This window comes from Halovulum marinum (assembly GCF_009697225.1).
GTDB lineage: Bacteria > Pseudomonadota > Alphaproteobacteria > Rhodobacterales > Rhodobacteraceae > Halovulum > Halovulum marinum.
In genome coordinates this window covers 1-22,376 of record NZ_WIND01000019.1, presented here as the reverse complement: position 1 = coordinate 22,376, position 22,376 = coordinate 1, and the positions used below count along the sequence as shown (strand labels likewise).

At 70.7% G+C, this 22,376-nt stretch carries 24 protein-coding genes; 12 read left to right on the top strand and 12 right to left on the bottom strand.

The features are described from left to right. Positions 1 to 27: 27 nt before the first annotated feature. Positions 28 to 1,638: an ABC transporter substrate-binding protein gene (locus GE300_RS17705; RefSeq protein ID WP_154448531.1), complete on the bottom strand. Its 1,611-nt coding sequence runs from the start codon at positions 1,636 to 1,638 to the stop codon at positions 28 to 30. Between the two features lie 200 nt (positions 1,639 to 1,838). Between GE300_RS17705 and GE300_RS17700 the strand changes: the two genes are divergently transcribed. Then, the gene (locus tag GE300_RS17700) at positions 1,839 to 3,497 is read left to right on the top strand and encodes an ABC transporter substrate-binding protein (RefSeq protein WP_154448529.1); all 1,659 of its coding nucleotides are present in this window, start codon (positions 1,839 to 1,841) and stop codon (positions 3,495 to 3,497) included. Between the two features lie 55 nt (positions 3,498 to 3,552). Here the strand turns inward: GE300_RS17700 and GE300_RS17695 are convergent, their stop codons facing one another. After that, positions 3,553 to 4,158 carry a biotin transporter BioY gene (locus GE300_RS17695; protein ID WP_154448527.1) on the bottom strand — a complete coding sequence of 202 codons (606 nt, stop codon included), beginning with the start codon at positions 4,156 to 4,158 and terminating at the stop codon, positions 3,553 to 3,555. Between the two features lie 67 nt (positions 4,159 to 4,225). Further along, positions 4,226 to 4,645 carry a DUF6314 family protein gene (locus GE300_RS17690; protein ID WP_154448525.1) on the bottom strand — a complete coding sequence of 140 codons (420 nt, stop codon included), beginning with the start codon at positions 4,643 to 4,645 and terminating at the stop codon, positions 4,226 to 4,228. Between the two features lie 45 nt (positions 4,646 to 4,690). Here GE300_RS17690 and purB point away from each other — a divergent pair, with 45 nt between their 5' ends. Beyond that, entirely contained in the window at positions 4,691 to 5,998 is a 1,308-nt protein-coding gene (purB, locus tag GE300_RS17685; protein WP_154448523.1) for an adenylosuccinate lyase, read from the top strand. Positions 5,999 to 6,086: 88 nt separating this feature from the next. Next, positions 6,087 to 6,599: a superoxide dismutase family protein gene (locus GE300_RS17680; protein ID WP_154448521.1), complete on the top strand. Its 513-nt coding sequence runs from the start codon at positions 6,087 to 6,089 to the stop codon at positions 6,597 to 6,599. Between the two features lie 79 nt (positions 6,600 to 6,678). Here the strand turns inward: GE300_RS17680 and GE300_RS17675 are convergent, their stop codons facing one another. Next, a complete protein-coding gene (locus tag GE300_RS17675) occupies positions 6,679 to 6,999 on the bottom strand; it encodes a DUF1476 domain-containing protein (RefSeq protein WP_154448519.1) in 321 nt (106 codons plus the stop codon). 206 nt (positions 7,000 to 7,205) lie between these two features. On the opposite strand from GE300_RS17675, the gene purC reads away from it, so the two are divergent. Genes purC through GE300_RS17645 form a run of 6 tightly spaced genes read left to right on the top strand, consistent with a single transcriptional unit; the run spans position 7,206 to position 13,118 of the window. Further along, a complete protein-coding gene (gene purC, locus GE300_RS17670; RefSeq protein ID WP_154448517.1) occupies positions 7,206 to 7,967 on the top strand; it encodes a phosphoribosylaminoimidazolesuccinocarboxamide synthase in 762 nt (253 codons plus the stop codon). A gap of 5 nt (positions 7,968 to 7,972) precedes the next feature. Beyond that, the gene (purS, locus tag GE300_RS17665; RefSeq protein WP_154448515.1) at positions 7,973 to 8,212 is read left to right on the top strand and encodes a phosphoribosylformylglycinamidine synthase subunit PurS; all 240 of its coding nucleotides are present in this window, start codon (positions 7,973 to 7,975) and stop codon (positions 8,210 to 8,212) included. 1 nt (position 8,213) lies between these two features. Then, a complete protein-coding gene (locus GE300_RS17660) occupies positions 8,214 to 9,251 on the top strand; it encodes a zinc-dependent alcohol dehydrogenase family protein (RefSeq protein WP_154448513.1) in 1,038 nt (345 codons plus the stop codon). Beyond that, on the top strand, positions 9,248 to 9,922 hold the full coding sequence (gene purQ / locus GE300_RS17655) for a phosphoribosylformylglycinamidine synthase subunit PurQ (protein ID WP_154448511.1): 675 nt from the start codon (positions 9,248 to 9,250) through the stop codon (positions 9,920 to 9,922). Before GE300_RS17660 ends, purQ begins: the two co-directional genes overlap by 4 nt. A 57-nt stretch (positions 9,923 to 9,979) precedes the next feature. After that, the gene (locus GE300_RS17650) at positions 9,980 to 11,758 is read left to right on the top strand and encodes a sensor histidine kinase (RefSeq protein WP_233417159.1); all 1,779 of its coding nucleotides are present in this window, start codon (positions 9,980 to 9,982) and stop codon (positions 11,756 to 11,758) included. Between the two features lie 7 nt (positions 11,759 to 11,765). Next, positions 11,766 to 13,118 carry a sigma-54-dependent transcriptional regulator gene (locus GE300_RS17645; protein WP_154448509.1) on the top strand — a complete coding sequence of 451 codons (1,353 nt, stop codon included), beginning with the start codon at positions 11,766 to 11,768 and terminating at the stop codon, positions 13,116 to 13,118. 52 nt (positions 13,119 to 13,170) lie between these two features. On the opposite strand, the gene GE300_RS17640 is transcribed toward GE300_RS17645, so the two are convergent. After that, positions 13,171 to 13,809 (bottom strand): DUF1638 domain-containing protein, encoded by a 639-nt coding sequence (locus tag GE300_RS17640; RefSeq protein WP_154448507.1) that lies wholly within the window; start codon positions 13,807 to 13,809, stop codon positions 13,171 to 13,173. 158 nt (positions 13,810 to 13,967) lie between these two features. On the opposite strand from GE300_RS17640, the gene GE300_RS17635 reads away from it, so the two are divergent. Beyond that, on the top strand, positions 13,968 to 14,708 hold the full coding sequence (locus tag GE300_RS17635) for an aspartyl/asparaginyl beta-hydroxylase domain-containing protein (RefSeq protein ID WP_154448505.1): 741 nt from the start codon (positions 13,968 to 13,970) through the stop codon (positions 14,706 to 14,708). A gap of 12 nt (positions 14,709 to 14,720) precedes the next feature. On the opposite strand, the gene GE300_RS17630 is transcribed toward GE300_RS17635, so the two are convergent. Continuing rightward, complete coding sequence (locus GE300_RS17630) at positions 14,721 to 15,428, bottom strand: corrinoid protein (protein ID WP_154448503.1); 708 nt, start codon at positions 15,426 to 15,428, stop codon at positions 14,721 to 14,723. A 163-nt stretch (positions 15,429 to 15,591) separates the two neighbouring features. On the opposite strand from GE300_RS17630, the gene GE300_RS17625 reads away from it, so the two are divergent. Then, on the top strand, positions 15,592 to 16,677 hold the full coding sequence (locus tag GE300_RS17625) for a PA0069 family radical SAM protein (RefSeq protein ID WP_154448501.1): 1,086 nt from the start codon (positions 15,592 to 15,594) through the stop codon (positions 16,675 to 16,677). Here the strand turns inward: GE300_RS17625 and bmt are convergent. Together bmt and GE300_RS17615 are read right to left on the bottom strand one after the other, a co-directional pair. Further along, on the bottom strand, positions 16,674 to 17,684 hold the full coding sequence (gene bmt / locus GE300_RS17620; protein WP_325063303.1) for a betaine--homocysteine S-methyltransferase: 1,011 nt from the start codon (positions 17,682 to 17,684) through the stop codon (positions 16,674 to 16,676). The genes GE300_RS17625 and bmt overlap by 4 nt on opposite strands. Beyond that, a complete protein-coding gene (locus tag GE300_RS17615) occupies positions 17,681 to 18,127 on the bottom strand; it encodes a SufE family protein (RefSeq protein ID WP_233417158.1) in 447 nt (148 codons plus the stop codon). The genes bmt and GE300_RS17615 overlap by 4 nt, the downstream gene beginning before the upstream one ends. A gap of 108 nt (positions 18,128 to 18,235) precedes the next feature. Between GE300_RS17615 and GE300_RS17610 the strand changes: the two genes are divergently transcribed. Then, complete coding sequence (locus GE300_RS17610; RefSeq protein WP_154448497.1) at positions 18,236 to 18,703, top strand: hypothetical protein; 468 nt, start codon at positions 18,236 to 18,238, stop codon at positions 18,701 to 18,703. A gap of 19 nt (positions 18,704 to 18,722) precedes the next feature. Here GE300_RS17610 and rnd read toward each other — a convergent pair whose 3' ends face one another. From rnd to GE300_RS23245, 4 genes are all read right to left on the bottom strand, one after another. Beyond that, positions 18,723 to 19,877: a ribonuclease D gene (rnd, locus tag GE300_RS17605; RefSeq protein ID WP_154448495.1), complete on the bottom strand. Its 1,155-nt coding sequence runs from the start codon at positions 19,875 to 19,877 to the stop codon at positions 18,723 to 18,725. 73 nt (positions 19,878 to 19,950) lie between these two features. Beyond that, the gene (locus GE300_RS17600; protein ID WP_154448493.1) at positions 19,951 to 20,700 is read right to left on the bottom strand and encodes a hypothetical protein; all 750 of its coding nucleotides are present in this window, start codon (positions 20,698 to 20,700) and stop codon (positions 19,951 to 19,953) included. 97 nt (positions 20,701 to 20,797) lie between these two features. Further along, positions 20,798 to 21,814, bottom strand: a complete 1,017-nt coding sequence (locus GE300_RS17595) for a TRAP transporter substrate-binding protein (protein WP_154448491.1) — start codon at positions 21,812 to 21,814, stop codon at positions 20,798 to 20,800. 176 nt (positions 21,815 to 21,990) lie between these two features. Next, positions 21,991 to 22,376 (bottom strand): hypothetical protein (locus GE300_RS23245; protein ID WP_233417157.1); only part of this gene is annotated, 386 nt, incomplete at its 5' end.

Here is a 22,376-nt window from a genome sequence, read left to right as displayed (position 1 = left end):
GCGGCAGCGCCCGGGCCGGTCGCCGGATCAGGCGAACCACCAGCGTTGATAGGCCCGGGCGCCGTCCAGTTCCCAGTTCGAGGCGATGCTGTCCTCGTGCATGACGTTGTCGCGCCGCGCCATCACCCGGTTGTTGAACACCGGCACGATGGTGCCGCCGTCGTCGCGGCACAGCAACTGCATCTCGGCGTACATCTCGGCGCGCTTCGCCTCGTCCAGCTCGGCCTTGGCCAGCAGCAGCAGCTCGTTGAAGCGCTCGTTCTGCCAGTGGCTCTCGTTCCAGGCGGCATCGGCCTTGTACGCCAGCGAGAACATCACGTCCGGCGTCGGCCGCGCGCCCCAGGCGACGAAGACGAACGGCTTCACCAGCCACACGTTCGACCAGTAGCCGTCGTTGGGCTCGCGCACGACCTCGATGTTGATGCCGGTGGGGCGCGCCTGCTCCGAGAACAGCACGCACATCTCGACCGCGCCCGAGAACACCGAATCGGCCGAGGACAGCTGCACGTTCAGCGAATCCATCCCGGCTTCCTTCAGGTAGAAATTCGCCTTGTCCGGATCGTAGGTGCGCTGCTCCAGATCGGCGTGGAACGGCAGCGACGGCGCGATCGGATGGTCGTTGCCGATGGTGCCGTGGCCGAACAGGATCTTGTCGATGATCTCCTGCCGGTTGATCGCGTGCTTCAGCGCCAGACGCACGTTCAGATCGTCGAACGGGGCGACGTCGACGAACATCGGCAGCGTGATGTGCGCGCCCGAGGCGACATCGTCGATCAGCACCCCCGGCGCGCGCTGCAGCAGGCCGACGGTCTTCAGGTCGACCAGGGACACGGCGTCGATCTCGCCGGTGATCAGCGCGGTCTGGCGCGCGTTCGGATCGTTCAGCGCCAGCATCGAGACGCCGTCGAACCAGGCGCCCTCGCGGTGCCAGCCGTCGTGGCGCTCCAGTTCGCTGCGCACGCCGGGCTCGTGGTTGACGATCTTGTACGGCCCCGACCCGACGCCGCTTTCCCAGTCGATGCCGCCGTCGGGCTTCGCCGGCAGGATCACCAGGTGGTAGTCCGACATCAGGTACGGAAGGTCGGCGTTGCCGGACGCCATGGTGACGACCACGGCGTTGTCGCCGTCGGCCTTCACGTCGCTGACATCGGTCAGCAGCGCCTTGGCGGCCGAGGCGGTCGCCTCGCCGCGGTGGAAATTGATCGACGCCACGACGTCTTCGGGGGTGACCTTGTTGCCGTTGTGGAAGGTGGCGTCCGGGTTCAGCACGAAGCGCCATTCCGAGGCGTCGTCTTGCGTCGCCTCCCAGCTGTCGGCCAGGTCGGGGCCCAGCTCGTTGGTGTTGGTGATCTCGGTCAGGTAGGACCGCGTGGCGTGGTTCAGCTGGATCATGTAGACCGATTCCGTGGTCCCCGGATCCAGGCTGTCGGCGGTGTTGCCGTCGTGCAGCCCCGCGCGGAAGGTGCCGCCGCGCTTCGGCGTCTGGGCGGCGACCTTGCTGCCCCACAGCGCACTCGCGCCGGTTACCGTGGCGCCGGTCGCCAGCATGCCCTCCATGAAGCCGCGCCGGCCGATCTTGCGCGCCCGCGCCTGGGCCATGATCTCGGCGACGATCCTGTCGATCTGCTTGTCGGACATGATCTCTCCCTGATGTCTTTTTCCGTTCCGGCACTAGGGTAGCCCAGCGTGCGGGAAATGAAAGACACAGTTTGCCGGCGCTGCCGCCCGCCGGTCGCGTTGCGCGGACCGGCCCGGTGTGGGACAAGGGGAAGGCAGGGTGCCGCACCCGCCCCGGCGCCCGGCTTTCGCGCACGCGCCCAGCCGAAAGGACCCGCGCCATGGCCCGACCCGCCCCGCCCCGCCCCGTCCCGCCCCGTTCCGCCCTGCGGGCACATCTGCGGGCGCTGCGCAGCGGTCTGATCGGCCGGCGCGAGTTCCTGGCCGGGGTCACGGCGCTGGGCACCGGCGCCGCGGCGGCGCACGCGCTGCTGGGCCTGCCGGCGCCGCGCCGCGCCCGCGCCCAGGACACGAACGAGGCCGCGCCCGCGGCCGCGCTGCGCTGCCAGATGAAGGTGCTGCCGCTGGACGATCCGCGGCTGTTCGACTGGTCCGAGAAGGCCAACGTGGCGCGCGGCACGCTCGAGAACCTGGTGCGCTACACCCATGACTTCACGCTGGAGCCGTGGCTGCTGCGCGCGTGGGAGCTGTCGGAGGACGCGCGCCGCTACACGCTGCACCTGCGCCCCGGCGTGCGCTGGTCGAACGGCGACCCGTTCACCGCCGCCGACGTCGCCTTCAACGTGGCGCGCTGGGCCGACGCCTCGGTTCCCGGCAACTCGATGGCGGCGCGGATGGCGGCGCTGGCCGATCCGGACACCGGGCGCCTGCGCCCGGACGCGGTCGAGCAGGTCGACGCGCTGACCGTGCGGCTGCACCTGTCGGTCCCCGACGTCACCCTGATGGCGGGGATGGCCGACTATCCGGCGCTGATCGTGCACCGCGACTTCGACCCGGCGGCCGGGGTCGGCCCCGGCACCGTCGGCACCGGCCCCTACGCGCTGGAAAGCGTGACGCCGGGGGTCTCGGCCTCGCTGGTGCGGCGGCCCGGCTGGTGGGGCGGCGCGGTGGCGCTGGCGCGGATCGACTACCTCGACCTCGGCACCGACCCGTCGGATTTCGTCGCCGCCTTCGAGGCTGACGCCATCGACATGGTGCACGAGACCACCGGCATCTACGTCGAGCTGTTCGACACGATGGGGCTGGAGCGCAGCAGCGTGCTGTCCGGCGCGACGCTGGTCGCGCGCGCCAACCGCGACACCGGCCCCGCGCCCTACCGCGATGCGCGGGTGCGGCGTGCGCTGGCGCTGGCGGTCGACAACCCGACGATCCTGGAACTGGGCTATGCCGGGCTGGGCCTGCCCGCCGAGAACCAGCATGTCGGGCCGATGCACCCGGACCACGCCGGGGTCGCCGCCCCGCCCGGCGATCCTTCGGCGGCGCTGGCGCTGATGCAGGCGGCCGGCGCGCAGGATTTCGAGCACGAGCTGCTGGCGGTGGACGACGACTGGACCCGCGCCAGCGCCGACGCGGTGGTCGCGCAGCTGCGCGACGCCGGCATCCGGGCGCAGCGCCAACTGCTCGACGGCGACAGCTTCTGGCCCGGCTGGGCGCGGCACCCGTTCAGCTGCACGCAGTGGAACATGCGCCCGCTGGGGGTGCAGAACATGGCGCTGGGCTACGCCTCGGGCAGCGCCTGGAACGAGACCGGCTTCGCCGACCCGGCGTTCGACGCCGCGCTGGCGCGGGCGCAGGCCGAGCCCGACCCGGTGGCCCGGCAGCCGCACATGGCCGAGATGGCGCGGCTGCTGATCGCCGACGGCGCCATCATCCAGCCGTACTGGCGCGAGCTGTTCCTGCACCACCGCCAGGGCGTGCTGGGGGTCGAGCGGCACCCGATGAACGAGCACCACCACGACCTGTGGGCGCTGGCCGGCTGAACGGAAATTGGGCGCCCCGACGGGACGCCCCCTTGTCTGCACACCGGCGCCGGGCTCAGCCGCGGGCGGTGCCCACCAGCCGCCACAGCACCGGGAACAGCATCGCCGCCAGCGCCAGTTTCAGCGCGTCGAACACCAGGAAGTTGGTCATGCCCCAGGTCATCACCCACTCCCAGCCCCTTTCGGCCAGGAACAGCTGCGCCATCCACGGCACGCCGAAGGCATAGACGATGACGTTGCCGACCAGCATCGCCGCGGCCATGCGCGCGAACGAGCGGTCCCAGCCGCGGCGCGCCAGCCAGCCCATCACGCCGGCGGCGGCGACGAAGCCCACCAGGTAGCCGCCGGTCGGTCCGGCCATGTAGGCCAGCCCGTTCGAGGTCGCCGACGAGCCGGTGAACACGTCGTAGCCGAACGCGCCGATCAGCAGGTAGCCCAGCATCGTCGCCAGCCCCAGCCGCAGCCCGTAGGCGGCGCCGACCGACAGCACCACGAAGGTCTGCATCGTGCCCGGCACCGGCCACATCGGCACGCGGATCTTCGCCGCCAGCGCCATCGCCGCGATGCCGGCGGCAACCAGCACCGCGCGCTTGACCCACAGACCCGTGCCGTGCGCCGGACCCAGATCGGCCAGCACCTTGTCGGTTGTCGCGATTGCCATGTCTTCCCCTCGTCCGGTTGTCTTTGCGGGGATTTGGCACGAGCGGACTTCGCAGTGCAAGCCGCAATCAGCCCGCCGGGCGGTAGTGGCTGCGCATGACGTAATCCTTGCGCGGGCCGCGCACGGTCCACTCCGCGCGCCACGCCGGCCAGTGCGAAAAGTCGTACGCGACCGCATAGGCATCCGGCGCGCAGGCGTGCGCGGCCCGCGCCGACGCGCCCGGGGCGAAGTCGTGGAACGGCCGGCCGTCGGCGAACAGCACCCGGATGCGCCCGCCTTCCTGCCGCCACAGGTAGCGCCGCGTCGCCGCCATCGGCGGCTGGCCGGGACGGACCAGCGTGCCGGCCTCGTCGCAGGTCAGCCCGTGCCCGTCGTCGGCGAAGCGCGCGGTGCCGGTCAGCGTCAGCACCGCGCCCGCGCGCGCATCCTCGATGCGGCGGGACAGGGACCACAGGCCCCGGAAGTCGGCAAGGCTTGTCACGCTCATGCCCCTGCCCTATCAGAGCGCGCGTCCGTTACGAAAGGCCCGCCGATGATCCCGCGCTATTCCCGCCCCGACATGGTCGCCATCTGGTCACCCCAGACAAAGTTCCGCATCTGGTACGAGATCGAGGCCCACGCCTGCGACGCGCAGGCCGAACTGGGCGTGATCCCGAAAGCGTCGGCCGAGGCGGTCTGGAAGGCCAGGGACGTCGAGTTCGACGTCGACCGGATCGACGAGATCGAGCGTACCACCAAGCACGACGTCATCGCCTTCCTGACCCACCTGGCCGAGATCATCGGCAACGAGGAAGCCCGCTTCGTGCATCAGGGCATGACCAGCTCGGACGTGCTGGACACCACCTTCAACGTGCAGCTTGTCCGCGCCGCCGACATCCTGCTGGCCGACATGGACGGCCTGCTGGAGGCGCTGAAGCGCCGCGCGCTGGAGCACAGGGACACGATCCGCATCGGCCGCAGCCACGGCATCCACGCCGAGCCGACGACCATGGGCCTGACCTTCGCGCGCTTCCATGCCGAGATGAAGCGCAACCGCGAACGTCTTGAAACCGCTCGCAAGGAAATCGCCACCGGCGCGATCTCGGGCGCCGTCGGCACCTTCGCCAACATCGACCCGGCGGTCGAGGCGCATGTCTGCGAGAAGCTGGGTCTGGCGCCCGAGCCGATCAGCACCCAGGTGATCCCGCGCGACCGGCACGCCGCGTTCTTCGCCGCGCTGGGCGTCGTTGCCAGCAGCATCGAGAACGTCGCCACCGAGATCCGCCACATGCAGCGCACCGAGGTGCTTGAGGCCGAGGAGTTCTTCTCGAAGGGGCAGAAGGGCAGTTCGGCGATGCCGCACAAGCGCAACCCGGTGCTGACCGAGAACCTGACCGGTCTCGCCCGGCTGGTGCGCATGACCGTGGTGCCGGCGATGGAGAACGTCGCGCTGTGGCACGAGCGGGACATCTCGCACAGTTCGGTCGAGCGCAACATCGGCCCGGACGCCACGGTGACGCTGGACTTCGCGCTGGCGCGGCTGACGCAGGTGATCGACAGGCTGGTGATCTATCCCGACAACATGATCGCCAACATGAACAGGTTCCGCGGGCTGGTGCACTCGCAGCGGGTGCTGCTGGCGCTGACGCAGAAGGGCGTCAGCCGCGAGGACGCCTACCGGCTGGTGCAGCGCAACGCCATGAAGGTGTGGGAACAGGGCGCCGATTTCATGGAAGAACTCAAGGCAGACGCCGAGGTGACGGCGGCCCTGTCCCCGGCCGAGATCGAGGACAAGTTCGACCTCGGCTACCACACCAGGCACGTCGACACGATCTTCGCCCGGGTGTTCGGCGACGGCTGACCGCGCGGCGGATCAAATCGGCCTTTCCCACGTTGGGCTGCCGGGTGCTATCGTGCACCCGCCATTCAAGGCAAGGGGAGGACTACCGATGCCACGCCTGACTGCTGCCACCGCCATCGTCCTGCTGCTGGCCGCGCCCGTCGCGGCGCAGTCGCCGGGTGCGAGCGCCGAGATGACCGATGCCGACGGCAATCCGGTCGGCACCGTGACCTTCACCGAAAGCGGCCACGGGGTGCTGGTGCGCGCGGAACTTCAGGGCCTGCCCGAGGGCTGGCACGGCTTCCACCTGCACCAGACCGGCAGCTGCGAGCCGGACTTCGCCGCCGCCGGGGATCACTACAACCCCGCCGACGCGGGCCACGGGCTGCTGACCGGGGGCGCGCACCACGCCGGCGATCTGACCAACATCTGGGTCGGCGCCGACGGCGCCGCGAAGGCCGACATGTTCACCACCGACGTCACGCTCGAGACCAGCGGCGAGGCGACGCTGAACGACGACGACGGCACCGCGGTGATCGTGCACGAGAACCCGGACAGCTATGGCGAGGATGCCGGCGCCGGCGGCCGGATCGCCTGCGGCGTGGTCAGCTTCGGCACCTGACCGGACCCGCGGCCGGGGCCGGCGGCCGGTCCGCACAGCGGATCCGGCAACGTCGGCCCCGGCGACCGGGCCGGCTGCTTCAGTCGCCGGCCTCGGTCATGATCTGTTCCTTGGCGAGCACCAGCAGTTGCGCCATCTTCTCGCGCACCTCCTCGTCCGAGGCCATCTCGCCCAGATCGCCCGAGACCTTGCGCACCACGTCCTCGTGACCGGCCTCCAGGAAATCCGCCTTGATCACCTCGCGCGCATAGGCGTCGGCCTCCTCGCCGCGCCTGCCCAGCAACTCTGCCGCCCACAGGCCCAGCAGCTTGTTGCGCCGTGCCTCGGCCTTGAACTGCATCTCGGCGTCGTGGGCGTACTTGTTCTCGAAGGCCCGTTCCCGATCGTCGAAGGTCGTCATCTGTCTCTCCTGTGGCCGTCCAGGCCGGTAGCGCCTGTGATCCTTCATATATCGGGAAGAATCGCCCGATGCACCAGTGGCGGCGGCGCGCCGGCGGCCCATGTTGCCGCAGGCCCGGCGCGCCCGGGCCGCGCACGCAAGTCCCCTTGCTCCCCGACCGCCCCTGCCCTATAGCTGCGCGCACTTCACCGCATCGGAGCACTTCAATGGCACGCCGCCGCATGATCTATGAAGGCAAGGCCAAGATCCTCTATGAGGGGCCGGAGCCCGACACGCTCATCCAGTACTTCAAGGACGACGCGACCGCCTTCAATGCCGAGAAGCACGCGGTGATCGAGGGCAAGGGCGTCCTCAACAACCGCATGTCGGAATTCTTCATGACCGGTCTGAGCCAGATCGGCGTACCCAACCACTTCATCCGCCGCCTGAACATGCGCGAGCAGCTGGTGCGGATGGTCGAGATCATCCCGCTCGAGGTCGTCGTGCGCAACGTCGCCGCCGGCAGCATGGCCAAGCGCCTGGGCATGAACGAGGGCACCGAGCTGCCGCGCCCGATCATCGAGTTCTACCTGAAGGACGACGCGCTGGGCGACCCGATGGTCACCGAAGAGCACATCATCGCCTTCAACTGGGCCAGCCAGCAGGACATCGACGACATGATCGCGCTGGCGCTGCGCGTCAACGACTACATGTCGGGCCTGATGTACGGCGTCGGCATCAAGCTGGTCGATTTCAAGATCGAGGTCGGCCGCGTGTTCGAGGGCGATTTCCAGCGCCTGATCGTCGCCGACGAGATCAGCCCCGACAGCTGCCGCCTGTGGGACATCCAGAGCGGCCGCAAGCTGGACAAGGACGTGTTCCGCCACGAGCTGGGCGACCTGTCCGAAGCCTATACCGAGGTCGCGCGGCGGCTGGGCGTGCTGCCTCGCAACGGCGCGACCACCAAGGGCCCGAAACTGGTGCAGTGAGGACGATGCAGGCAAGGATTTACGTGACCCTCAAGCAGGGCGTTCTCGACCCCCAGGGCGAGGCGGTGCGCCACGCGCTGGGCGCGATGGGGTTCGACGGCGTGCACGGCGTGCGCCAGGGCAAGCTGCTGGACGTCGAGCTGGACGCCGCCTCGAGGGACGAGGCCGAGGCCAGGCTGCGCGAGATGTGCGAGAAGCTGCTGGCCAACACGGTGATCGAGGATTTCCGGGTGGAGCTGCTGTAGGATGCGCGCCGCGGTGATGGTCGAATACAACGCGGATCTGGAAATCCAGTCGCTGCCCGATCCCGAGGTGCCCGAGGACGGCGTCGTGCTCAGGACCCTCGCCTGCGGCATCTGCCGCTCGGACTGGCATGGCTGGGTCGGCGAGCATCCGCGGGTGAAGCCGCCGCAGATCCCCGGCCATGAATACTGCGGCGAGGTGATCGCCGCCGGGCCGCGGGCAACCCACCGGATCGGCGACCGGCTGATCGCGCCGTTCATCCTGTCCTGCGGCACCTGCCCCGCCTGCCGCGCCGGCGAGCAGAACACCTGTGCCGACCAGCGCCTGCCGGGGTTCATCGAGCCGGGCGCGTTCGCGGACCTGATCGCCGTGCCGCGCGATCACAACCTGTCGCTGCTGCCCGAGGACATGTCGCCGGTGCTGGCGGCGGGGCTGGGCTGCCGCGTCACCACCGCCTGGCACGCGCTGACCGGGCGCGCCAACCTGCACCCCGGCGAATGGCTGGCGGTGCATGGCACCGGCGGCATCGGCCTGTCGGCGATGCTGCTGGGCAAGGCGCTGGGCGCGCGCGTGGTCGTGGTCGACATCGTTGACGAAAAACTGAACCACGCCAGGCAGTTGGGCACCGATGCGGCGGTCAACGCCAAGACCGAGAACACCGCCGAGGCGATCCGCGAGATCACCGGCGGCGGCGCCCATGTCTCGATCGAGGCGCTGGGGCATCCGGCGGTGGCGAACGCCTCGCTGGAATGCCTGCGGCCGCTGGGCCGGCACGTGCAGGTCGGCATGCCGGTCGGCCACACCGCGCGCATGGAGATCAACATGAGCGCGGTCTACATGGGCAACCTGGCGCTGTACGGCTCGCGCGGGATGCCGACGCGGGCCTATCCGCCGCTGTTCAACCTGATCCGCTCGGGCGCCGTCGACCTGTCGCCGCTGATCGGCCGCGAAGTGGCGCTGTCGGACGCCTCGGCCGAGCTGCGCGCGTTCAACGGGCCGACCGCCCCCGGCGTGGCCGTCATCACGAGGTTCGACGCATGAAAACCGCCGTCATCGTGTTTCCGGGCTCGAACTGCGACCGCGACATGGCCGTGGCGCTGGAGCAGGCCACCGGCCGCAAGCCGCAGATGGTCTGGCACAAGGATGCCGCCCTTCCGCAGGGACTGGACCTGGTGGCGATCCCCGGCGGCTTTTCGTTCGGCGACTACCTGCGTTGCGGCGCCATCGCCGCGCAGGCGCCGGTGATGCGCGCGGTCGTGGCGTTCGCCAATAGGGGCGGCCATGTGCTGGGCGTGTGCAACGGCTTCCAGGTGCTGATCGAGGCCGGGCTGCTGCCGGGCGCGCTGATGCGCAACGCCGGGCTGACCTTCGTCTGCCGCGACGTGACGCTGGAAGTGGCGACCGCCGACAGCGTGTTCACCAGCGCCTACGCCCGCGGCCAGGCGCTGACCGTTCCGGTCGCGCACCACGACGGCAACTACGTCGCCGACGCCGCGCTGCTGGAGCGGCTGCGCGGCGAGGACCGCATCGCCTTCACCTATCGCGACAACCCGAACGGCTCGACCGCCGACATCGCCGGCGTGCTGTCCGGCAACCGCCGGGTGCTGGGCATGATGCCGCACCCCGAACGGGCCGTGGATCCGGTGCTTGGCGGCACCGACGGCACCGCGCTGTTCGACTCGATCGCGGCGGCGGCGCGCATCGGCGCCTGACCGCGCGCGTGCCCGGGTCCCCTTGCCGCCCCAACGCCTTCGGCCTAGCCTTTGTACATGAACCAGACGGCGCGCCAGGACAGCCTGCGCATTCACAAGCTGAGGACCAGCATGTCGCCCCGGATGCGGATCGCCGCCGGGGTGCTGCTGGTGCTGTCGATCGCGCTGATGCTGGCGTCGAACCACTGGCTGACGCTGCGCTTCTCGGAGTCGCTGCGCGCCGAAAGCCAGCTGCGCGCGGCGCTCTACTCCGGCAACATGGTCACCCTGCTGCGCCAGCAGTCGCTGGTGCCGCAGCTGCTGGCGCGCGACCCGGTGCTGATCACCGCGCTGCAGAGCAAGGACTACACCAACACCTCGCAGCGGCTGATCGAGGTGGCCGAGGACATCAACGTCGAGCGCATCCTGCTGCTCGACCAGCAGGGCCGCGTCGTCGCCAGCTCCGAGCGGCGCGAGCTGGGCGCGGCGATGGCCGAGCAGCCGTTCTTCAACACCGCCCTGCGCGACCAGGCGACGATCTTCACCGTCACCGGCGAGGACAACGGCGGCGACATCCGCTTCCATTACGCCCGCAAGGTGACCGACGGGCCGAACGCCATCGGCGTGGTCGCGGTCGAGGTCGACATGCGCATCGTCGAGATGAGCTGGCGCAACCGCAACGACATGGTCGCGGTGACCGACGCCTCGGACCGGATCGTGCTGGCCTCGCGCCCCGAATGGCGCAACAACACGCTGACCAACGTGCTGGCGTCCGAGCCGCCGCCGTCGAACCTGCGCCAGGCGTTCAGCGTCCAGTACCGGGACACCGCCGAGGACAACCCCTATGTGTTCATGGACGGCCAGCAGCTGCTGCGCACCGAGATCAAGACCGGCTTCCGCGGCTGGCGGCTGACGTTCTTCGCCACGCTGCAGGAAGTGCGCACCAAGGTGATCGGCTATCTGGCGCTGGAGGGGCTGGTGCTGGCGCTGCTGATGGCCGGGCTGCTGTTCCTCGCCAACAAGCAGCTGCAGCAGCAATCCCGGCTGATCGCCGAGGAGTCCGACCAGCTGCGGCTGCTCAACGCCCGCCTCAGCAACGAGATCGAGGAGCGGCAGAAGGCCGAGCGCAACCTCGAGGTCGCCGAACAGAGCCTGGAACAGGCGTCGAAACTGGCCGCGATCGGGCAGATGTCGGCCGCCGTCAGCCACGAGCTGAACCAGCCGCTGGCGGCGATGCGCACCTATCTCGCCGGCGCCCGCCTGCTGCTGCAGCGCGACCGCATCGACGAGGCGCTGAGCTCGTTCCACCGCATCGACGACCTGCTGGAGCGGATGGGGAAGATCACCCGGCAGATGAAGAGCTACGCCCGCAAGGGCGCCGACACGCTGGTCGAGGTCGACATCCGCGACGCCGTCGAGGGCAGCCTGTCGATGATGGCGCCGCAGCTCGGCCAGACCCAGGTCGAGATCCGCAAGACCATGCCCAACGTGCCGGTCCGGGTGCTTGCCGACCCGGTGCGGCTGGACCAGATCATCGTCAACCTGCTGCGCAACGCGCTCGAGGCGGTGACGGACGAGGAGCAGCCGATGATCGACCTTCTGGTCGTGCAGGGGCGGCAGGTCTCGCTGTCGGTGCGCGACAACGGCCACGGGATCAAGGATCCGGACGCCCTGTTCGAGCCGTTCTACACCACCAAGAAACCCGGCGAGGGCGTCGGCCTGGGGCTGGCGATCTCCGCCGGCATCGCCAAGGAGCTCGGCGGCCGCCTGCTGGCGCGCAACGCCGAGCCGCAGGGGGCCATATTCGAATTGCGCCTGCCGCGGGCCGACGCCCGCGCCGCGCAAGCCGCGGAGTGAGGGAACCATGAACAGCAAGACACCCGTCGCCATCGTCGACGACGAGGCCGACATGCGCGGCTCGATCGCCCAGTGGCTGAACCTGTCCGGCTACGACCCGGCCAGCTTCGACTCGGGCGAGGCCGCGCTGAAGGCGATCCGCGCCGATTTCCAGGGCGTGGTGATCTCGGACATCCGCATGCCCGGCATGGACGGCATGGCGCTGCTGCGCCGCCTGCAGAGCATCGATGCCGGCCTGCCGGTGATCCTGATCACCGGCCACGGCGACGTCAGCCTGGCGGTCGAGGCGATGCGCTCCGGCGCCTACGACTTCATCGAGAAGCCGTTCGACCCCGAGCGCCTGGCCGAGATGGTGCGCCGCGCCTCGGTCACCCGCCGCCTGACGCTGGACAACCGCAACCTGCGGCGCGAGATGACCGACGGCTCGATGCTGCTGCGCCGGCTGGTCGGCTCGAGCCATGTGATCGAGAAGCTGCGCGAGTCGATCCTCGACCTGGCGCAGGCCGACGGCCATGTGCTGATCACCGGCGAAAGCGGCACCGGCAAATCGCTGATCGCGCACGCGCTGCACGCCTGCGGCCCGCGCAAGGGCAAGCCTTACGTCTACCTGAATTGCGCCGCACATCCGGCCGAAGAGATGGAGAAAATCCTGTTCGGACCCTCGACCGAACCGGAGGACCGGCCGGCGATCGAGGCCTCGGACGGCGGCACGCTGTGCCTGGAGCACATCGAATGCCTGCCCGACGCGCTGCAGGCCCGGCTGGTGTCCGAGCTGCGCCGCGGCGAGACCGCCGACGTCGAGCAGGCGCCGCGGAACCTGCACATCATCTCGATCTCCAGCCAGATCACCTCGACCGACACCCCGCCCGAGGAATTGCGCGACGAGCTGTTCTTCCGCCTCGGCGCGCTGCACCTGTCGACGCCGCCGCTGCGCGACCGCGGCGAGGACATCCTGCTGCTGTTCAACCGCTTCTGCGCCCGCTTCGCCGAGGACTACGGCTGCGAGCCGCCCGAGGTCTCGGCCGAGGATGCGGCGCGGCTGATCCAGGCGCAGTGGCCGGGCAACATCCGCCAGCTGATGAACGTGGCCGAGCGCGCGGTGCTGCAGAAGCGCCGCGGCGAGGAAGGCATCGCCAACCTGCTGGACGAGGGCGCGGCGATGCCGAACGCGACGCCGAACATCATGGTCGAGAAGCCGCTGCGCGAGCATGTCGAGGCGTTCGAGAAGATGCTGATCGACAACTCGCTGCGCCGGAACCGCGGCGCCGTCTCGGCGGTGATGGAGGAACTGGCCCTGCCCCGCCGGACGCTGAACGAGAAGATGGCGAAGTACGGGCTGGTCCGGGCGGAATACATCTAGGCCGCAGTCACGAATCCGGGCGCGGATCCCGGCGCGAACCGGGCGCGGCGGGTCAGGCCCGCTGCGCCAGTTCCGTCGCCAGATCGCCGTAGCCGGTAAAGCGGTAGCGGTATTCCAGCCCCAGCCGGCGCGCCGCGTCCCGCGCCTGCGCCTCCAGCGCCGGTTCGCGGGTCTGCGCCAGGTAGACCAGGCGCTCGTAGTTGCCGAACAGCATGTCGCGCAGCTCCGGGTGCCGGTCGAGCCCCATCGGCCGCCAGACGAAGGCGTCGAACTGGCGCACCAGGAAATCGGTCAGGTAGAAGCTGGTCACCTCGTCCTCGGCGCGGGCGGCGAAGGCGTCGTTGCCGTCGAAGAAGCTGTAGCAGTGCGGGCCCGGCACCATCTCGACGCCCAGCTGCGCGCAGCGCGCCTGCAGCAGCCCGCCGGTGCCGCAGTCGGCGTAGACCACGAAGATCCGCTCGTAGCGGCCGCGCGCCTCGGCCACCGCGGCCGCGACCGCGTCCGGCAGCCGGTCCGGGGTCAGGTGCAGCTTCGCCGGCAGGCACTGCAGGTCCATGTGCGTCCAGCCGTTCGCCGCGCGCAGCGCCAGGATCTCGCGCGCCAGCGCACCGCAGGCGATCAGCAGCAGCGGCGCCGCGCCCTGCCTGAGATCCAGTCCGCGTTCCGCCAGCACCTCGTCGCGCAAGCGCATGGTGCGCCCTCCTGCAGCCTCGGCGCAGTGTGTGTTCGCCGGCGGCGCGATGCAATGCCCTGCGGGTGCCGCGGCAGCGCATGGCCGACGCGCACACGCCATCTTTACCGGCGCGAGGGATCGGGTAGACAGGGAGCGGGCAGCCCCGGGAGAACGCGATGAAGCTGAAGAAACGCCTGCGCAAGATGGTCAAGTACGGGCCGTGGGGCTACCGGTTCTGGCGCGAGCTGATGCGCAGGCCCTACGAGCGGGCGTTCCCGACCCCGGCGGTGGCGGAGGATCTGCTGGCGGCGTTCCCCGCCGCCGCCGAACTGCGTGCCAACTTCGATGCGTTCCGCGCCGAGGCGCTGGCGGTGGCCACCGGCCGCGACCTGCCGGCGAACCACGAGATCATGCCCGAGCAGACCACCTTCTACGAGCACGACAGGATCCCCTGGAAGATGGTCGCGCTGCGCGCCTACAGCTACGACTACCGGGCGAACCTGGCACAGATGCCGCTGATGGCGGATTTCCTGCGGCGCAACCCGCGCGTGGTCTCGGCCACGGTGTCGGTGTTTCCGGGCGGCAAGCACCTGCGGCCGCACCGCGGCCCGTGGAAGGGCGTCTGGCGCTACCACCTGGCCTATCTGGTCGAGGATCTGGGCGAGGGCCGCACCTCGGCCGAGCTGCAGATCGACGGCAATACCCACTACCTGCGCACCGGCGACGACCTGCTGTGGGACGACACCTACATGCACGCCGCGATCAACCGGGCCGAGACGCCGCGGATCGTGCTGCTGCTGGACGTGCTGCGCGAGCATCCCTGGTGGCTGGGCTGGATATCGGGCACGGTGCTGCACGTGGCGCGGATCGCGCAGGGCGTGCGCGGCATGGACCGGCGCGCCGCGGTGGCGCGCTGATCCGGCGGCGGCTCAGCCCGCGGCGACGGGCTGGTTGTGCTTGCGGGCCATGAATTCCTTGGCGGTCTCGACCGCGACGGCGGCGTCGCGGCAGTAGGCGTCGGCGCCGATCGCGCGGCCGAACTCCTCGTTCAGCGGCGCGCCGCCGACCAGCACGATGTAGTCCTCGCGCAGCCCCTTCTCGACCAGCGTGTCGATCACCACCTTCATGTACGGCATCGTGGTGGTCAGCAGCGCCGACATGCCCAGGATATCGGGCTGTTCGCGCTCCAGCGCCTCGAGGTAGGTCTCCACCGGGTTGTTGATGCCCAGGTCGATCACCTCGAAGCCGGCGCCCTCCATCATCATCGACACCAGGTTCTTGCCGATGTCGTGGATGTCGCCCTTGACCGTGCCGATCACCATCCGGCCCAGCCGCGGCGCGCCGGTCTCGATCAGCAGCGGCTTCAGGATCCCCATGCCCGCCTTCATCGCGTTCGCCGCCAGCAGCACCTCGGGCACGAACAGGATGCCGTCGCGGAAATCGATGCCGACGATGCGCATGCCCTCGACCAGCGCCCTGGTCAGCACGTCGTAGGGTTGCCAGCCGCGGTCCAGCAGGATGTGCACCGCCTCCACGATCTCGTCCCTCAGACCGTCGTAGAGGTCGTCGTGCATCTGCTGCACCAGCTCGTCGTCGTCGAGCTCGCCGAGGACGATGTCGTCGCCTTCGTCTGACATGCTCCGGGTCTCCGCCTGTGGCCGCGCTACCGTTCCTTTTGGCGTGACATGAATTGCGCCCCGGCGGGTGGCCGATTTGCGACGCGGAACCGTCCGCCGGCGACGCCGGCACCCGGCGGCCGCCGGTCTGGCGCTTTTGTTCACTTTATGTTCTTGTTCCGGCATGTCGAAGGTCGAATCAGATCGGGTCCTGCCCGGCGCCGCGCGCGGCCGCGGCGCGCTGTCCAACGCCCCCGGCCGGTTCGAGCCGCACCGCCGCCTGCACGCGGACGACGGCTGGGGCCGGGAGCCGGAGCCGCAGGTGCGCACCCAGGTGACCGAGGACGGCAGCCGCAGCATCCTGGCGCGAAACACCTCGCCCGATATCCCGTTCGACCGCTCGATCAACCCGTACCGGGGTTGCGAGCATGGCTGCATCTACTGCTTCGCCCGGCCCTCGCACGCCTATCTGGGCCTGTCGCCGGGGCTGGATTTCGAGACCCGGCTGTTCTCCAAGCCGCGCGCGCCCGAACTGCTGCGCAAGGCGCTGTCGGCGCGGCGCTACCGGCCCGACGTGATCGCCATCGGCACCAACACCGACCCCTACCAACCGGTCGAACAGCGGCTGCAGATCATGCGCGGCGTGCTGGAGGTGCTGAACGCGTTCCGCCACCCGGTGTCGATCGTCACCAAGGGCGCGCTGATCCGGCGCGACCTGGGGCTGCTGGCCGAGATGGCGGCCGACGGGCTGGCGCACGTCGGCGTGTCGCTGACCACGCTGGATCCGAAGCTCAGCCGGCGGATGGAGCCGCGCGCCGCCGCGCCCGCGCACCGGCTGCGCAGCATCGGGCTGCTGGCCGAGGCCGGGATCCCGGTGCGGGCGATGATCGCCCCGGTGGTGCCGGGGCTGACCGACCACGAGCTGGAATCGCTGATGCAGGCCGCCGCGGACGCCGGCGCCACGGCGGCCAGCTACATCGTGCTGCGGCTGCCGCTCGAGGTCTCGCCGCTGTTCCGCGAGTGGCTCGAGGAGGTCTATCCCGACCGCGCCCGCCGGGTGATGGGCCGGGTGCGGGAGCTGCACGGCGGCCGCGACTACGACCCGGAATGGGGCCGGCGGATGCGCGGCCAGGGGCTGTGGGCCGATCTGCTGGCGAAGCGGTTCGCGGTGGCGCTGGGCCGCACCGGCCTGTCGCGGCAACTGCCGGCGCTGCGCCGCGATCTGTTCCGGGTGCCGCCGCGGCCGGGCGAGCAGCTGTCGTTGTTCTAGCCCCGCCGCCGCCGCCGGGGACGCGCTTGGGCCGGCGCGCCGGTGCCGTCGCCGTCGGACGAGAACGCCCCCAGCCGCGCCGCGATCTGGTCGAGCGCGGGCAACTCCCCCGCCCCGTCCAGCGCCTCGAGCCGCACGCGCATAGCCGCCAGGTGCGCCGGCCCGGTGCCGCAGCAGCCGCCGATGATTCGCGCGCCGCAGGCCAGCGCCAGCTCGGCATAGTCCGCCATCAGCGCGGGCGTGCCGTCGTAGTGCACATGTCCGTCGACGAAGCGCGGCACGCCGGCGTTGCCCTTGGCGATCAGCGGCATCCGCGCCCCGGCCGCGGACATGCCGCGCACCGTGCGCAGCAGATCCGAGGCGCCGACGCCGCAGTTCGCGCCGAACGCCAGCGGCGGCGGCGCCAGGTCCGCCACCAGCGCCACCATGTCGGCCGAGGTCACGCCCATCATCGTGCGCCCGGCGGTGTCGAAACTCATTGTGCAGCACCAGGGCGCGCCGGTGCGGCCGACCGCCAGCGCCGCGGCGCGCAACTCCTCGGGGGCGGAGATGGTCTCGACCCACAACACGTCCGCGCCGCCGTCGAGCAGGCCGCGCGCCTGCGCCTCGAACATCGCCGCGGCGTCCTGGATCGGCAGGCTGCCGACCGGCTCCAAGATTTCGCCGGTCGGGCCCATCGAGCCGGCGACCACCAGCGGCCGGTCGGCGGCGTCGGCCACCTCGCGCGCCAGAGCGGCGGCGGCGCGGTTCAGCTCGTGCACCCGGTCCTCGGCATGGTGCAGCTTCAGCCGCGCCGCGGTGCCGCCGAAGCTGTTGGTCAGGAACAGATCGCAGCCCGCATCCACCGCGCCCTGGTAGAGCGCGCGGATCCGCTCCGGCGCGTCCAGGTTCCACAGCTCGGGCGCATCGCCCGCCTGCAGCCCCATGTCGAACAGCGTGGTGCCGGTGGCGCCGTCGGCCAGCAGCCAGTCGCGGCGCGCCAGCAGCGCCTCGAGACCGGTTCTCACGCGGCTTCCCGCACCTGCGCGGCGATCGCCTCGACGCGGCCGATCATCGCCCGCAGCCCGTTCGATCGCTGTGCCGACAGATGCTGCTGCAGCCCCAGCTCGCCCAGCCGGGCATGGGCGTCGATGCCGGCGATCTCGGCGGCGGTGCGGCCGTTGTAGAGCGCCCGCAGGATCGCGATCAGCCCGCGCACGATCAGCGCGTCGCTGTCGCCGTCGAAGCTGATCCGCGCGCCCTGCCCGTCGCCGTCGACCCGCGGCACCAGCCAGACCTGGCTGGCGCAGCCCTCGACCTTGGTGGCGGGCACTTTCTGCGTCTCGTCGAGCGGCGGCATCTCCTTGCCCAGCTCGATGACATAGCGGTAGCGGTCCTCCCACTCGTCGAGGAAGGCGAAGTTGTCGGCGATCTCGTCGAAACTGGCGGTCATGGCGCTGCGCTCCGGCATTTTCTGCCTCTTAGGTAAGACTTCGCGCCGCGCGCGTCCAGTCGCGGCTTTTCAACGCGGCAGGGCTTCAGTACACCGGACATGGAGTTGATTTCCGGGAGGAAAAGGATGCGTTGGGTTGCGGTGCTTGCGGTCATGGGCCTGACGGGCTGTTCCTGGCTCGGGTTCGGCGGGGGCGATACGCGCGACGCGGGCGCGGTGGCGGTGTCCTCGCGCGGGCTGTCGGTGGAGCAGGTCGCGGCCACGGTGGCGGCGGACGGCTCGGTGCTGGTCGACAGCCTGGCCGAGGTGGTGCCCGAGCCGGCGCTGCGCGGCGTGATCCTGCGCGCCAGTTCGGTCGCGCCGACCCAGGGCTACTACGGCGCGGCGCTGGTCGCGGCGAACCGCGGCGCGCCCGACGCCGACGGCATCGTCACCTACGCGTTCCGGGCGCTGCCGCCGCCGGGCGAGGCGCCGGTCGGTCCGGCGCGCTCGCGGCTGCTGACGGCGGCGGTGTTCGTGCCCGATGCCGCGCTGGACGAGATCCGCGGCTTCCGCGTGCTGTCGCGCACCGGTACCGTCGACCTGCGTCGCTGACGCGGCCGCCGGGCGCGCGTCAGATCTCGACGATGCGCACCTTGTCGCCGTCGGCGGACAGGGCAATGGCGCCGGCGCGCAGGCGCAGCGCGTCGGCGCCGAACACCTCGTGGCGCCAGCCCGACAGCACATGCGATTCCTCGCCGCTGGCGATGTCGTCCAGGTCCGAGCTGGTCGCGATCAGCTTCTGCGCGACGCCGGCGGCATCGGCGCGCGCCTTCAGCAGCACGCGCAGCAGGTCCGACAGCGCCTCCTGCCCGGGCTTGCGCACCCTCGGCTCGGGAACGCTGGGCAGCTGGTCCTTGGGCAGTTCCATCGCGCCCTGGACCGCGGCGAGGATGGCGTCGGCAAGCTCGCCGCGCCGGGCGTCGCGCTGCAGCAGGCGGGATTTTCCCAGATCCTCGGGCCGGGTCGGCCGGGTCGCCGCCAGTTCCACGATCACGTCGTCCTTGAACACCCGGTTGCGCGGGATGTCGCGGCTTTGCGCCAGCCGCTCGCGCAGCGCGGCCAGCGCCTGCACCACGGCCAGGAACCGCGGCGAGTTCGACCGTGTCTTGACCCGCTTCCAGGCGTCCTCGGGCCGCATCGTGTAGGTCTCGGGGCTGGTCAGCGCGGCCAGTTCCTCCTGCAGCCAGGCGGCGCGGCCGTTTTCGGCCAGCTGCTGCGCCAGCGTCAGATAGATCTGCCGCAGGTGGGTGACGTCGGCCAGCGCATAGGCCTTCTGCTTCTCGCTCAGCGGCCGGCGGCTCCAGTCGGTGAAGCGCGACGACTTGTCGACGCCGGTCTGGCAGATCTTGCGCACCAGCGTCTCGTAGCCGACCTGCTCGCCATAGCCGCAGACCATCGCCGCGACCTGGGTGTCGAACAGCGGCGTCGGGATCCGGCCGGAGGCGTGGAAGAAGATCTCCAGGTCCTGCCGCGCGGCATGGAACACCTTGACGATGGCGGGGTCCGCGAACAGCGCCCACAGCGGCGCCAGGTCCAGCCCCTCGCTCAGGGTGTCGACCAGCACCGCGTCGCCCTCGGCGTCGCCGGGAAGGGCCAGCTGCACGAGGCAGAGCTGGGCGTAGTAGGTGCGCTCGCGCAGGAACTCGGTATCGACCGTGACGAATGGCTGGCCGGTCGCGCGCCCGCAGAATTCTGTAAGCGCGTCCGTCGTGGTAATCGTGATCATGGCGGGTTTTATATCGCCCCCGCCGCGGCTTGACCATTGCATTGTGCAGCGCCGGCGCCGGTCCGCCGCCACGTCATCCGGCGCGGTCCGGCAGCTCGAGGGTGATGCGGGTGCCGCCGCCGCCCGGGCCGGGCCCCAGCTCAAGCAGTGCGCCCGTCCGGGCCGCCAGTTGCCACAGGTGGACCATCGCCGGTCCCGCGTGCGGTCCGGTGAACAGCGCCGCGCGATCCGGCTCGGCCGGCGGCGCGACATCGTGCAGCACCGACAGCCGCACCCGGTCCCGCCGTGTCAGCACCCGCAAGGTCAGCGCGCTGCCCGGGCTGGCGCGGGTGGCGTCGAGCCCGGCGTCGATCAGCGCGTTCACCGCCGCCGACAGAAGGGCGCGGTCCAGGCGCAGCGCCGGGATCGTCGCGTCGACCGCGACCCGCCGGCCGGTGGCCAGGCCGCGCATGGCGGCGATGTGGCCGATCGCGGCGGCGGCGTCCGGCTCCGGCGTGCCGGGCGCGGCCTCCAGCGCCGACAGATCGCCGTGCCGGCGCAGCGCCGACTCGATCCGGTCGGCTTGCGCCGCGAACGCGTCCAGCGACGCTTCGGCGGCGGTGCGCACATGCGGCGGCGCGGTGCTCAGATCGTCGCGCATCAGCCGCGGCAGGTTGCGGATCACGCGCACGGCGGCGCCGATCTCGGCGCGCATCGACGCCTCGGCGTCGCGCTCGCCGCGCGGCGCCCCGGCCGCTGCCGGCCGCAGCACGGTCGCGGCCTGCGCCGGTGCGGCGGCTGGCGGCGGTCCGCGCCGCCGCGGGTTCGAAATCGATCGTGTCATGCCCCCTCCGAGCCGGTTCGGTCCGGTTATCGGCGCGCGGGGGTTAAGACCGGGTTAGGCCGCCGCCCGGCACCGGCCGGGCGGCGGTCGGGTCGGCTCAGTCGCCGAGGCCGATGCGCTCGATGAACGCCTTGTGGCTTTCGACGAACTTGCGGGTCTCGGGCGTGCGCTCGGCCCACTCCTCCCAGGTGGTCTGCGCGGCGGTGCGGAACGCGGCGCGGTCCTCGGCCGACCAGTCGTAGATGGTCACGCCCTTTTCGGGCAGCGCCGACAGCGCCTCGCCGTTCTCGACCAGGGTGGCCATCATCAGGTCGAACGCCAGCACCTTCTCGGCCGACTCGATGATCGCCTTGTGCGCGTCGGGCAGCGATTCCCATACGTCGGTGCGGCAGGCCAGCTGGTCCGAGGACATCGAGTGGAAGCCCGGATAGGTGGTGTGCTTGGCGATGTCGTAGATCCCCAGGCCGACATTCACCGCCAGCGACGAGGCGTCGGCGCCGTCGATGATGCCGGTCTCGAGCGCGGTGAAGATCTCGGTGAAGTCCATCACAATCGGCGAGGCGCCCAGTTCGGCGAAGATCTCGGATTCCATCCCCGGCGGCGAGCGGAATTTCCAGTCCTTCAGATCCTCGGGGCCGGCGATCGGCTTGGTCGAGTTCAGCGATTCCTGGCCGCCGACGTGGGCGCCGATGAAGGTCATGCCGTATTCGGAATAGAGCTCGTTGATCAGCTCCTTGCCGCCGCCGACGTTCACCCAGGCCTGGTACTGCAGCGGCGTGTCGTAGCCGCCCATGGTGTCGGCGACGAACTGGAACGCCGGGTTCTTGCCGGTCTGGTACGAGCCGTTGGTCATGTCGCAGTCGAGGATGCCGTCGGCGGCGGCGTCGAAGGTCTCGGCCGAGGCGACGACGGCGGAGGAGTAGAACATCTCGATCTGGATCTCGCCGTCGGACATGCGCTGCACGTTCTCGACGAAGTCGGCGATCATGCGGCCCGAGGTCGACTCGGGGGCCTGGTGGTTCTGGATCCGCAGGGTGGTGGTCTGCGCGCCGGCCGCCGCCCCCAGCCCGAGGGCAAGCAGGCCTGCAAGCGCTGTCGTGGTCGTGAGTCGCATGGTTTCCTCCGTGGTGTTCGGCGGTGGATCCGCCCTTGGAATATCTGGAACTGGTGCCTTCGCGTCGGTGGTCCGGGGCATCGGTCTGGTGATCTTCGTGTTCGTTCCGTCCCCGTCATTCGTCGCCGCGCCGGTCGCCGCGCCGGTCGCCGCGCAAGGCCCCGCCTGCCCCGACGTCATGTCGCGGGGTCGCGTGGCCGGGCCCGCGTCGCGACACGCGCGGCCCCGGACCGGTCGGCGGAACCATCGGCGGCGCGGCGGGGCGCTGTCAAGAACGCATTGGCCCCGCCGGTGCGGCCAGATCCGAAGCGGAACCGCCGCAGCCGCCCGTACGCGGCGCAGGCTCGGGAGACGACGAGGCCGGTGCCCACGAGGGCCTTCGGATCGATCCGCCATTTCGCATGGCCGACGACCCTGGCGGTGCCCGGGACCGCCGGGATCACCGCGCTTGCTGCCCGGCATGGTCTCGCCCGGCAGTTCGCCCTTAACAGGCTGCTGAAAAAGGCCGGTCTCGACGCGGTTTCGAGAACATGATTCACTTCCGGCACGGCAGCGGCAGCGG